This window comes from Leifsonia sp. PS1209, assembly GCF_012317045.1.
Taxonomy (GTDB): Bacteria; Actinomycetota; Actinomycetes; order Actinomycetales; family Microbacteriaceae; genus Leifsonia.
In genome coordinates this window covers 1736059-1748651 of record NZ_CP051154.1, presented here as the reverse complement: position 1 = coordinate 1748651, position 12593 = coordinate 1736059, and the positions used below count along the sequence as shown (strand labels likewise).

Sequence of the window (12593 nt, the reverse complement as noted above, 5' to 3'; positions counted from 1 at the left end):
GGTGTTCCATCCATTCTTTACGGGGACCAGTCCTGAACGCTGCTCTGCACGCCGCCTGCCGTCACGTACGCACCCTTGTATCCGCAGTACGCGTGCAGCCCGTTCGGCGCACCTCGGTAGTGCGCGTATCCACTGCCGTTGGTGGTGATCGACTCACTGGTGAGCTTTCCGCCGTTGCAGTAGAAGTTCATCGTGTACCGCGTGTTCGCGCCGAAGTGGTTGAGCGTCACGTCGTAGGTGAAGCTGTGCGCATATCCGGGTTCCAGGTCGCCCTGGGAGAGGTCGATCGACGGCTGGGGGTCCGGCTTCTTCGCCACGGAGACCGTGTTGGAGGTGTCAGCGCCACCGGTCTTGTTGCTGTGGTCGTTGACGGCGCGCACCTGGAACGAGTAGTCGCCGACGCCCTGGTTCGACACCGTCGCGGTCGTTCCCGAGGTGTTGTTCCACGCTCCGCCGTTGAGCCGCCACTGGTACGTCACCGAACCGCCGCCCGTGCCGGAGGGGTCGGACAGACCGTTCCAGCTCAGCCGCAGGTCGCTCGGCGCATACTGGTCGGCGCTGATCGTCGCGCCGCTGACCGCCTGCGGGGTCCCGTACGGCGTGACGGACGCGCTCGGCGCCGACTGCTGGCTCCACCCGTCCGCGTTGTGCGCCCTCACGGTGAACGAGTACGCCGTGCCGTTGGTCAGCCCGCCGATGGTCACCTGGCCGATCGAGCTCGTGGTCACGGCCTTCGGGCCGCCGCGCACCTCGTACTGGTCGATCGGCTTCCCGTTGTTCGCTGGGGCGGCGATGTCGACCGTCGCCTGCCCGTCGCTCGCCTTGGCGTTGCTGGGGGCACCCGGCTTGTCCGGAACGTCGTGGACGGTCACGCGGTACTGCCCGACGGCCGCGGCCGTGCGCTTCGGGTCCTTCGTCGCATCCTGCACGTGGTAGACGATGTTGACGGCGCCGATCGCCGCACCGGAGGCCGCGCTCACCGTGATCGACGACCCGGTGTACGTCACCGTCACCCCGGACGGAGCGCTGCCGGCCTTGGCATCGGTGATGGTGAGCGGATGCCCGGGGAACGGGTTCACCCAGGCCGAGTCGCTCGCGGCGCCGCTCAAGGTCACCGACTTCCCGCGCTGCAGCTCTTGAGTCTGCGGCGGGTTCTTCTGGCTGGCGACCGGCCGGTTGGAGCTCACCACCTGCACGTTGACGGTGCCCGCGATCGTGTGCGTCCCCGAACTGATCGTCACTGCGACCGTCGTCGACTGCCCGGGCTGCACGCCGAGGGGCGCGGACAGGGACAGCGACGAGCCGTTCAGCCCCACCTGGATCTGCTTGTTCGCCCACTGCGGGTTCGAGTACGTGAGCTTCGCCAGGATCGCCGGGTTCGGGTGGAAGCTCGACGCGCGGAGGTCGATCGTCAGCGGAGCCTCCCCCGGTTCGATCTTCTCGCTCGGCGACGTGAAGGTCGGCGCGACATCCGACTGGTCGGGACTGCCGACGGTGATCGGCAGCACCAGCGTCGTGATGCGGTCGGTCGTCTGGCCAGCATCCCGTCCGTCGTTGACCTTGAACGTGATCGCCGCCGGACCCCGGTAGTCCTTCGCCGCGGTGAAGCGGAGCGTCTGCTCGTCGCCGTACGACGAGGCGCCCGTGCTGTTGGTCGCGCTGACCCCGCTCGCTCCGGTGAGCTTGACCGCCCTGCCGGACGGCACATCCAGGATGTCCGACAGCTTCCAGGTCTTGCTCCCGCCCATCTCGACGATCTGCTGCGGCAGCGACTTCGCGATGCTCGGAGGGGCCGTGGCGTCGCCCTTCGGCGGCACGATGATAAACGCGTCGCCGGTGAGGCCGGTCACCGGATCCTTCACCTGGTAGGCGATGGCGAGCCGCTTGGCCGCGGGATGCACGGTGATCGCGCCGCCGGCACCCACCTCGGCCGCTCCCGCGTTCGGGCCGGTGACCGCGACCGTGAGGTCTTCGACGAGGCCGGACGGGTTGGTCGCCCCGGCCAGCGCATCCACCTTCACGCTGTCCTTGTTGGCGACAGCATCCGGTTCGATCAGGTGGTCGACCGCCGACGGGTACTGCTCCTTGGCGTTCGGGGTGACGGTCACCTGGATGAAGGCGCTCGCGACACCGCCCTGGCCGTTGCTGATCTGGTAGCGGACGATGTACGCGCCCTCGGTCTTCGGGGCGGTGACGAGGACCACCTTGCCGTGCACGGAGGCCTTGAGGCCCGCATCCACCTGCAGCAGCTTCTTCTGCACGGCGATGGTGTATCCGTTGGGGTCGGAGTCGTTGTCGAGCACCGGGACGGAGACGGTGCGTCCCGGCTTCACCTGCACCGGGTCGTTCCCGGCGATCGGCGACTGCACGGAGGTCGGCCGCGGGATGACGCCGATGCTGACCGTGCCGGTCGCCGTCTTCCCGTAGGTGTCCTTGACCTGGTAGGTGAACGTGTCCGTGCCCGCCGAGTCCGGGTACGCCTCGTAGGTGAAGGACGTGCTCGAGCTGTCGGAGATGCGGCCGAGGGTCGGCTGCGTTCCGAGCCCGGCGAGCGTGACCGAGTCGCCGTCCGGGTCGATGCCGTCGAGCGGCACGTCCACCGGCACGGTCGATCCGGCGAACGCCCTGATCGTGAGCGGCTGCGGGCGCGGCGCCTTGTCGGAGCCCTTGTCCGGAGCCGTGACCACGAAGCTCACCGTGGCCTGGGCCTTCTGGCCGAGCTTGTCCGTCACGCCGTAGACGACGCTGTACTGGCCGGGCTGGGTCGGCGCCTGGTATCGCACGGTCTTGCCGCTGACGAACGCGGTGGCACCCTTGCCCGCCGCCGCGTCATCGCGGAGAGCGGGGTCGAGCGAGAACGGAGCGTTGTCCGGCGAGTAGTCGTTGTCCATCACCGGAACAGTCGCGATGTCGCCGGCGCGCACCGTCACCGTGTCGTCGACGGCGATCGGCGGCTGGTGGGTGACCAGCGGAGGAACCGGGACGACGGTGATGCCCGCCTTCGCCTCGTGGATGCCGTCCGAGACGGTGTAGACCAGCTGCACCTGCTCGGCGAGCACGGTCGGCGCCGTGATCTTGACGATCGCGTTGTCGAGCACCTCGACGTTGAGATCGCCTGCTCCCTTGGCCGCGGTGACCGACCGGACGACGAGCACCCGCCCGGACGGGGACACGTCGTTGTCGAGCACGCTGACCGAGGTCGGCTCGCCCGGGCGCACGTATGCGGTGTCCGTGACGGCGACGGGCGGGGCGTCCGAGCCGCCGTCGGCGACCACGTTGACCCGGATCAGCCCGGTGGTCGACTTCGGCCCGGCCCCCAGGGTGTACGTCACGTAGAACTCGCCGGGCGCGTTGCTGAGCAGGGTGACGGTGCCGCGCGCGGCGTCCGTGGTCACGTCGGCGGCCGCCTGACCGTCGATCGAGGCGCCCACCAGGCTGAGCGGCTGCCCGGACGGCGACTGGTCGTTGTCCAGTGGATGCACGACCACCGGCTTCCCGGTGAACCCGCCGCCGAAGTCGGGCACGGCGACGGGGTCGAGCGATCCGGCGGGCTTGACCGTGATGAGCAGGCTACCCGTCGTGCTCTTCTTGCCGTCCGAGACGGTGACCTTGACCTCCTTCGAGCCGGTCTGCCCGGTCTTGCTGGTGAAGGTCACCTCGCCGTTCGGCTTGAACTGGACATCGTCCTCGGTGGTGGCCGCCGCGGACACGAGCGAGAGGTCGTCGCCGTCCGGGTCGAGCCAGTCGTTGAGGACGTCGTACTTCACGGACTGGCCGACCTCGGCCTGCGCCGTGCTCGCCCTCGTGGAGGCGGGGGCGGCGTTCTGCGCCGGCTGGTGCAGGGTCGCATCCACCTGCGTCGAGGAGGTGCCGCCTCGCCCGTCGTCGACCGTGTACCGGAACGAGATGGTGCCGCTCAGTCCGTCGCCGGGGGTGAACTGGATGGCGCGCCCGCCCTCGACCAGTTCGAGGGTGCCCTGCGCGGCCGGGATGGCGGACACGTCCGAGATCGTGAGCACGTCGCCGTCCGGGTCCGTGTCGTTGGCGAGCACGGGAAGCACGGTTGAGCGGCCGGGGCGCACGCCGAACGCATCCGGAACGGCGGTCGGCGGCCTGTTCACCTTCGTGCGCTGCGCGAGGGTGTCGGAGAACGACTGCAGCACCGGCTTCTCCTCGCCGGTGTCGCCCTGCACGGTGGTCTCGTTCGGTTTCAGCTGCGCCCAGTTCTGCACGAGGCGCATGTTGGAGGAGACCACCCAGGCGTTGCCGTCCCGGAGGTTGTTGAGGGCGATCACGCCATGGTTGACCCGGAACTCGAGGTCGTCACCCTTCACCGGCTGGTCGATGTCGACGCCGATGTCCTTCTTGCCGTCGCAGGCGTAGAGGTAGCGGGCGGAGCCCGCCCACGCGCCGTACGAGCAGCTGCCGAGGCGCACGGGCGCGGAGACCGCGGCCGTTCCCCCGGCTGCCGTCGCACCGGCGGGATGCGCGACGACGGTTCCCCCACCGAGCGGGACGCTGAGCAGGCTCGACGCCGTCGCGACCAGCGCGGACGGGTCGTCGGCGCTCGGCTGCTGCAGCTTCAGGCCCTTGGCGGGCAGGTCGACCGTCTTCCCGTCTGCCGTGACGAGGCGGTTGCCCTGCGTGTCGAGCACGACGGGCCGGTCACCGACGGCGGAGAGCTGGAACCGTCCGGGAACAGGGAACGACGCCGTCGTCGGCTCCGCTCCTGGGTGCTCGACGGTGTAGAGCTTCTTGCCGCTCGGCGCCACCACGAAGGTGGTGCCCGACTTGGTCACGACGAGCTGCGCATCCTGGCCGACCTTGGCCGTCGGCCTGGTCTTCGTCTTATCGAAGTCGAGTCGGCCGCTCGCGTCGAGCACCCAGAGCTGCCCGGCCGGCGAGAGCACGGAGAGCGTGTTCCCTCCGTAGCCGAGCTGGGACTTCTCCGGGATCTGGATGCGGCCGCCGAGCGAGACGAACGCCGGGTCGATCTTGTCGACCGTGCCGTGCGGTGCGTCGGTGAGGAAGTACGCGGAGCCGTCCTGGAGGACGTCGAGGTCGGAGCTCGCTCCGGTGACCGCTGCATCCAGTTCGTTGATCTGGTGGTTGAGACGCCCGCCCATCAGCTTGTCGCCGTTGGTCACCCAGACGTCGCGGGTGTCGAGGTCGACGGCGTTCACCGGGAAGCCGTTGTGGAGCACGGCAATGGTCAGCGGGACTCCCGCGACCACGGCGAGAGCGGTGACGGATGCGAGCGTCTTACGCTTCCGTATCCATGCGCTCAGCGATACCAAAACTCTAAAATCCCCCCGGGTACGAGACGACGACTACGCTAACACGGCGCAGAGCGCACGCCGATGGGCAGCGCTGCCCATCGGGTGCCGAGGAGGATCAGTCGTCGGCGTCCGGCGCCGAGCCCTGCTCCTTTTCCTTCTCCGCGTCGAGCAGCGCCAGATCGTCCAGCCCGACCAGGCGGGTGGTGACCGCGTACTCCACCAACCGGGCCCTGCGATTGGTGGCCAGCTTGCCCTTGCCGCCGCGCAGCCCGGCGACGCCGAGCTTGTCGAGCTTGTCGCAGACGTTGTCGAGCTTGCGGTTGAACGTGGTCATGCTCCAGCCCAGGCGTGCGGCGGCCTCCGCCGAGGTCGGGATGGTGCCGCGGCCGGGCACGGCCTGGGTCAGCACGCCCTCCGAGAGGGCGACGATCAGCTGGCGCTGGCTCGTGGTGAGCGTCACCGGCAGGATCGTGGTCGACCCGCCGGAGTCGTTCACGGTCACGGCCGTGTTGAAGAAGTCGTCCTCGCTGCTGATCGTGAAGTCGTACGTCGTGGCCCCAGCGCTGAACATGACGTGCATGGTCTGGAACACGATCGGCAGCTTCGCCCCCGGAGCGAGCCACGCCTGCACAGTGCCGGTGGAGTCGCTGACCGTGGCGGTGAGGAGCGTCCCGACGTTGGAGAGCCACCACATCCCGAAGTCGCTGCTGATGGTGAGGAAACGCCGGTGCAGGTACGGGTTGTCGTCGATGCTCAGGTCGGCCTCGCGCCCGATGCCGAACTCGTCCGGGCCCGTGACCGTGTACAGCTCTCCGCAGTAGTCGACCGTCAGCGGTTTCATTTGGCGCACGCCTTCAGCGGTTCGGAGGTGCGGCCGGAGCGCACCGTGGCGACATCGATGCAGACGGGGACGCCGGCGGTCAGCCCGGTCAGCTGCGCCTTCGGGGTGGCGGTGACGGTGGGAGGGTCCGTCGTGCCCTCGCGCACCCACTGATACTGGTCGCCCTTCTCGGGCTTGGCCGTCTTCCAGACGATCGTCGCCGTCGTGCCCGACGCGTCCCTGGTGGCGGAGACAAGGGTGGGCGGGGGCACCACGGTGACGGCGATCGTCCCGTCCTGATCCGTGCCGGCCCGCTGCGTCGGAGAGGCAGCGGGGCTCAGTGACGGGACGAGCACGGCGGCGAGCACGCCGCCGGCGACCACGAGGACGGCGGCGGCCGCGATCACCGGAAGCAGCCAGCGGGGGCGGGAGGTGCCGGGCTCGTCCTCCGCATCCGCCGCATCGGTGTCCGCTCCCTCCGCTTCGGCCGATGCCGTCGCCGCGGCGCCGCGTGGCCGCAGCATCGTGTGCTCGACGGGCGCTGACTCGCTCTGCTGCTCGGGATGCACGGTGGGCATGGCGCCACGCACCACGGTCGGACCGGCCAGAAGCTCGGGAGGGACCTCCACCAGCCCCGGTCGCGTCTCCGTGGGCTCGTTCGCCGTCGGGGACGGAGAGGGTCGCGTGGTGGGGCGGAGCCCCTGTGCGTCCACGGTCTGCACCGACCGGGCGCGCGTCTCGTCCTCTCCGGACGCTGGAGGCGACTCGTCGAGCACGCGCAGGTTGGGCACGTCGATGCTGGTCGGGGCGAACCCGAGTTCCAGCTCCACCCGCTGCAGCGCCCTGGCGAAGTCGACCGCCGTGGCGAACCGGTCGTCGCGTTTGGTGGCCATGCCCTTGCGCAGCACGGCGACCAGCGACGGGGGCAGGTCGTCCCTGTCGATCGGGGTGATCATCCCGCGCTCGATCCTGCCGATCAGGTCGAGGGTGCCGTTGGCGCGGCCCGGCACCTCGAACGGCGTGCGCCCGGCGAGGATGGTGTGGATGGTCGCGGCCAGCGAGAACACGTCGCTGCGCACATCCGGCTGGGGGTCGTCGTCGAACATCTCGGCGGGCGACCACGGAACGCTGAGCCCGACGGACCGGCTGCCGCTCGTCCCGGTGTCCGCGTCACCGCCGCGCAGCGATCCGAGCGACGCGGTGTGCACCGGAAGCTCTTCGAGCGCGGACGCGATGCCGAAGTCGGTGAGCGCCGGCCAGCCGAAGTCGGTGGTGAGCACGTTCGCCGGCTTGATGTCCCTGTGCAGGATGCCGACGCTGTGCGCCGTCGCGATGGCGCTCGACAGCCGCACGCCGGTGCGCAGGGCGTCCTCGACGGTGAAGCGCTCCCGCTTGAACCGGTCGCCGAGCGACGGGCCGGAGCAGTACTCCATCACCAGGTACGGGCGCTCGTCCGCCGACACGTCCGCGTGGTGGATCGTGACGATGTACGGATGTGCGGACAGCTGCGCCATCACGTTCGCCTCGGCCACGAACCGGGCGCGGGCGGCGTCGTCGACGCTGTCGGTCAGCAGCACCTTGACGGCGACGCTGCGCTTCGGGAGCTCCTGCTCGTACAGGAACACGTCGGAGAACCCACCGGAGCCGAGCAGCCGGATGAAGTGGAAGCCCGGCAGCGCGGGCGGCTGGGAGGCGAGACGCCTCATGCGTCCTCACCGACCGTGAGCGTCACACCGCTGCCCAGATCGACGACGGTGCCCGCGATGACAGCGGTCGGCTCGCCGCTGCGCAGCTTCTGCGGCGGCTTGCCGGGCAGGACGATCATGGTGCCGTTGCGCGAGTGCAGGTCGGTGACCACGACCGTGTCGCCCTCGACCGCGATGGTGGTGTGCGACCGGGAGATGTCGCGCTCCGCACTGTCGACGGTCACCGGCCGCGGCGCAGGACCGCGAGCGGTGGTGGAGGCGACGGGAGCGCGGCCGACGACGATGGGCGGCTCCAGGTATTCGCGCCTGCCGTCGGCGAGGTCGACGAAGAAGCGCGGGGAGGGAGCGGCGGGCGGCTGCGCCTCCTGCGCGCCGTCTGCCGCAGTGTGCTGCGCGCTGTCCTGCGCGCGGAGGCCGTCGAGGCTGCCGGACATGATCGTGAGGCCGTCGTGGTCGCCCGCCTCTGCGCTCGGGCGGGCCGGGGCGGAGTCCGTGATGAAGCGCGGCAGGTCGATGCGCGCCGGCTCCGCCTCCTCCGCGGGGCGCACGGCGGCGTCCTCGACGCTGCGCATCATGGTGGCGCCGAACAGGTGGTCGTAGCCGGTCGCGTCCGCCTCGGCCGCGTCTGTGTGGGTCACCTCGCTGAGAGTCGCATCCGGGATGCGGGTCTCGCCCGCCTCGACCTCGGACTCCGCGTGGTCGGGCACGCGCACGGGCACCGGCTCTGGCTCTGGCTCTGCCAACGGCTCGGGCTCGGGCTCCACCGCCGCCTCCACCTGCACCGGCGCCGTGATCGGCGCACGCTTCGCCTCCGGAGCCACGACGGGAACCACGGCCTGCGCCGCCGACGTGCCGCCCCAGCTCACGCCGGCCGCCCACACGATCCCGTCGGCCAGCGGCAGAGCTGGACGCGCAGAAGCCGCACCGTCCGCCATCCCCGTGACGGCCAGTGTCACCGCGGTGGCCTCGGCCACCTGCTGCTCCAGCCAGGTGGAGACGCCGTCGGCGTCGATGCTGCGCTCGCCATCGTGCGTGCGCACGGTCGCCGTCACCGGGCCGCGGACCGCGATCATCGCGCGTCCGGCCGCGCCTTCGATCAGTCCGAACGACGGCGTCCGGGCGAACCCGTCGGCCGCGAGCGCTTCGAGAGTCTCGGCGAAGCCGGACGAGACGGCGGCGGCGAGGCCGCGCAGCGCCGTGGCGTCCTGCCCTTCGACGATGAGTGCGCGCGCTCCGGCGGCGACCACCGCCCAGTCCCCGGCTGTCGTCTGCTGAACGTCGAACACGTCGGTGAAACCTACCCTCTCGGCTGCGTGTCTTCGAGAGAGCGGCTTCCCTCCGGCCTGTCCTTCGTGACATCCGATGCCGGTTCCGCGTCCCCCGCCGTCGATTCAACCACGACCACGGTGACGTTGTCGCGCCCGCCCGCCGCGATCGCCGCATCCACCAGCCGGTCGGCGATGTCCGCTCCCCCATCGGCGAGGATGCGCGCGATGGTCTCGTCGGAGAGTTCCTTGGTGAGCCCGTCGGAGCAGATCAGGAACGTCTGCCGCCCGGTCACCGGCAGCAGCAGCGAGTCCGTGTCGACGAAGTCCTCCGCTCCCAGCGCCCTGGTGATCACGTTGCGTTCGGGATGCACGGCGGCCTGCGCCTCCGTGATGAGGCCGGCGTCCACAAGCTCCTGCACCGCGGAGTGGTCGACGCTCAGGCGGGTGAGCGCCCTGCCGTCCCAGAGGTAGACGCGGGAGTCGCCGATGTTGACGACCATCCACTGCTCGTCGAGGGTCTCTTGCACCCGCACCCGCACCACACCGGTGAGGGTGGTGCCCGCGACGGCGACGCCGGACTCGTCGGCGCTCGACAGGGACCGCACGGCCGCGTTGGCCTCGTCGATGGCGGCGATGACCTCCTCCGGCGTCGGCCGCGTGCCGGCCGGGAGGGTGCGGGCGAGCGACTCCACCGCCGTCTGGCTGGCGGCGTCCCCGCGGGCGTGCCCGCCCATCCCGTCCGCGACGGCGAACACCGGATCGGCCGCGATCATGCTGTCTTCGTTGACGCGTCGTACCGCACCCACATCGCTGCGTACGCTCACGCCGACGGTTGACGTCATGTACCGGTTTCCTCCTGCGTTTTCGCGGCCGAGGCCGGTGCGCGCCCGGTGCTGTCCGCTCCGGATGCGCCACCCTGGTCGTCCACGTCGTCCTGATCATCGCCGTGGATGGCATCGGCGACGGAGGTTCCGCTGAGCTTCAGCTTCACCAGACTTGCAATCGTAGCGACTGCCATCGCCCCGACGATCACTCCGAGCGACATCATCGTGCTGATGTCGGGCGCCCACTCGATGTGCTGGCCGCCGTTGATGAACGGCAGTTCGTTCTCGTGCATCGCGTGGAACACCAGTTTGACGCCGATGAACGCCAGGATGAACGCGATCCCGTACTTGAGGTATTCGAGCTTGTCGAGCAGGTGCCCGAGCAGGAAGTAGAGCTGCCGCAGCCCCATCAGCGCGAAGACGTTCGCGGCGAACACGATGAACGGGCTCTGCGTGATCCCGAAGATGGCCGGGATGGAGTCGAGGGCGAACAGCAGGTCCGTCGTGCCGAGGGCGAGGAATACGATGATCAGCGGGGTGAACATCCTGGTGCCGTTGACCGTGGTGCGCAGCTTGTTGCCCTCGTACTGGTCGGACACCTTGAGGCGCTTGCGGGTGAAGCGCACGAACCAGCTGTCTTTCGTGCCCTCCTCGTCGTCGTGCTTGCTGAGCGCCTGGTGGATGGCCGTCCAGAGCAGGAACGCACCGAAGATGTAGAAGATCCAGCTGAACGTGGCGATCAGCGACGCACCCAGAATGATGAAGACGCCGCGCAGCACCAGGGCGATGATGATGCCCACCATCAGCACTTCCTGCTGGTACTTCCTCGGCACGGAGAACCTCGCCATGATGATGACGAAGACGAACAGGTTGTCGATGCTCAGGCTGTACTCGGTCAGCCAGCCCGCGACGAACTGCCCGGCGTGCTCGGCGTCTCCGATCAGGAGCATCGCCAGCGCGAACAGCAGCGCGAGCGCCACGTAGAACGACACCCACAGCGTCGACTCTTTGGGGCTCGGGATGTGCGGCCTCTTGAACACGATCAGCAGGTCGAACGCCAGGATCAGCAGCAGGACGATCATGGATCCGATTTCGAACCATGCGGGAAGAGCAAGCTCCACGGGGGGACAACCTTTCGAAGGGCACCGGCAACGGGTCCGAAAGTCTCTCCCGCACCCATCGTTCGGGTGCCGCTGTGCCCGGGCTCGAAGACTCGAACCGTGATGACGTCCACAGCGCCGACCCGTCGTGGGTCGTCCGGGATACTCCCCTTCGCTCCGAAGAGTCTACCGGATGCCCGGCGGCCGCGCTCGCCCTCGCCCGACCACACAAAAAAGCCCGGATACCAGTAAATTACTGGTATCCGGGCTGTTGTGACCCCAGCGGGATTTGAACCCGCGTTACCGCCGTGAGAGGGCGACGTCCTAGGCCGCTAAACGATGGGGCCGTTTTTGCAACTCAATGAGTATGCCACACCCTCCGCTCAGGTTCCAAAACGGCGGGTGCATCCCGGGCGTGGCGCGCGGGCTGCGGTCAGGCGAGCACGAGCAACGCGCCCGGAGAGACCGAGACCTCGACCGGCAGTGGGCCGATCCGCTCCCCGTCGGCGTACGCCACCACATCCGGAGCGTCGATCGTGACCGTGCGCGCCGGGAGGAATGAGACCTCGTCGATCTCCGTATGCGTTCCGGAGAATACTTTCGGGAACAGGCGCAGGAACCGCCACTTCGGCATGTCCCTGACGACGAAGAGGTCGAGCATCCCGTCGTCGAGGCTGGCGTGCGGCACCACGCGCATCCCTCCCCCGATGGAGCGGTTGTTGGCGACGGCGATGAGCAGCGCGTCGGTGTCGAGCGGCACACCGTCGGCGACCACGCGGTACGGGATGGGGCGGAGCGTCGCGAGCTCGCGGAGCAGGGCGAGCACGTAGCGGCTTCGGCCGCGCGGGCGGGTCATCAGGTTGGCGCGCTCGTTGACGGTGGCGTCGAACCCGGCGGAGAGCACACAGCCGAACCAGGTGCTCAGGCCGCCGTGCCGCACGATCCCGGCGTCGATCCGGCGCGGCGGCTTCTGCAACGCAGCGAGCAGGAGGGCGATGGCGGCCTCGGTGTCGGAGACCGGGATGCCCAGGCCGTCCGCCATGTCGTTGCCTGTGCCGCTCGGCACGATCCCGAGCGGGATGTCCGTCTGCGCGACGATGTTGATGCCGAGGTTCACCATGCCGTCGCCGCCGACCACCACGAGAGCGTCGGCACCGGCAGCGACGGCGCGTTTTGCTTCGCGCCGCAGGAGCTCGACGTTCGCCTCGTCGAGCGCGACCACCGAGTGACCGGCAGCGCGGAGCCGCTCGACCACGCGCGGGCCGACCTCCCGTCTCTTCCCGAACGACGCCATCGGATTGACCGCGACGACGACGGTGCGGGGGGAAGCGGCCATAGTGCACGATTATGGCGGACCAGCCGTGCGCGGCCGGGAGTAGACGTGGCTGTCCCCGTGTCGCGCGCGGGGGCGTGCCGGGCGTCCGTTCGAGCGGACTCCCAGCACGACACGCCGCGCCCGACTCTGCCCCAGCGGAGTTCCCGCAGCGAGCAGCACGCGTCTTCCGCCCGGACGGAGTTCGCGGCCGAGCGCACGGAGTCCGCCCGGGCGGAGTTCGCGGCCGAGCCGCGGAATCCGCTTGAGCGGAGTTCTCGCGG

At 69.6% G+C, this 12593-nt stretch carries 7 protein-coding genes and 1 tRNA gene; all 8 read right to left on the bottom strand.

Features of this window, described 5'->3' with window-relative positions:
• Positions 1-17: 17 nt before the first annotated feature.
• The gene (locus HF024_RS08265) at positions 18-5234 is read right to left on the bottom strand and encodes an Ig-like domain-containing protein (protein ID WP_168689252.1); all 5217 of its coding nucleotides are present in this window, start codon (positions 5232-5234) and stop codon (positions 18-20) included.
• Positions 5235-5394: 160 nt separating this feature from the next.
• On the bottom strand, positions 5395-6120 hold the full coding sequence (locus HF024_RS08260) for a hypothetical protein (protein WP_168689251.1): 726 nt from the start codon (positions 6118-6120) through the stop codon (positions 5395-5397).
• Positions 6117-7805, bottom strand: coding sequence for a serine/threonine-protein kinase (locus tag HF024_RS08255; RefSeq protein WP_168689250.1), 1689 nt, complete (start codon positions 7803-7805; stop codon positions 6117-6119). Before HF024_RS08255 ends, HF024_RS08260 begins: the two co-directional genes overlap by 4 nt.
• The gene (locus HF024_RS08250) at positions 7802-9091 is read right to left on the bottom strand and encodes an FHA domain-containing protein (RefSeq protein ID WP_168689249.1); all 1290 of its coding nucleotides are present in this window, start codon (positions 9089-9091) and stop codon (positions 7802-7804) included. The genes HF024_RS08255 and HF024_RS08250 overlap by 4 nt, the downstream gene beginning before the upstream one ends.
• A gap of 11 nt (positions 9092-9102) precedes the next feature.
• Positions 9103-9915 carry a protein phosphatase 2C domain-containing protein gene (locus HF024_RS08245; protein ID WP_168689248.1) on the bottom strand — a complete coding sequence of 271 codons (813 nt, stop codon included), beginning with the start codon at positions 9913-9915 and terminating at the stop codon, positions 9103-9105.
• Positions 9912-11018: a TerC/Alx family metal homeostasis membrane protein gene (locus tag HF024_RS08240; protein ID WP_143465958.1), complete on the bottom strand. Its 1107-nt coding sequence runs from the start codon at positions 11016-11018 to the stop codon at positions 9912-9914. Before HF024_RS08240 ends, HF024_RS08245 begins: the two co-directional genes overlap by 4 nt.
• 253 nt (positions 11019-11271) lie before the next feature.
• Positions 11272-11344 (bottom strand) — tRNA-Glu (locus HF024_RS08235).
• 86 nt (positions 11345-11430) lie between these two features.
• Positions 11431-12333: a YegS/Rv2252/BmrU family lipid kinase gene (locus tag HF024_RS08230; protein WP_085370320.1), complete on the bottom strand. Its 903-nt coding sequence runs from the start codon at positions 12331-12333 to the stop codon at positions 11431-11433.
• Positions 12334-12593 lie beyond the last annotated feature (260 nt).

What these genes read in the sequence shown, in the direction of transcription:
- HF024_RS08230 (WP_085370320.1), bottom strand. Translation starts at nt 12,333, where the DNA reads ATGGCCGCTTCCCCCCGCACCGTCGTCGTCGCGGTCAATCCGATGGCG.
- HF024_RS08260 (WP_168689251.1), bottom strand. Translation starts at nt 6,120, where the DNA reads ATGAAACCGCTGACGGTCGACTACTGCGGAGAGCTGTACACGGTCACG.
- HF024_RS08245 (WP_168689248.1), bottom strand. Translation starts at nt 9,915, where the DNA reads ATGACGTCAACCGTCGGCGTGAGCGTACGCAGCGATGTGGGTGCGGTA.
- HF024_RS08255 (WP_168689250.1), bottom strand. Translation starts at nt 7,805, where the DNA reads ATGAGGCGTCTCGCCTCCCAGCCGCCCGCGCTGCCGGGCTTCCACTTC.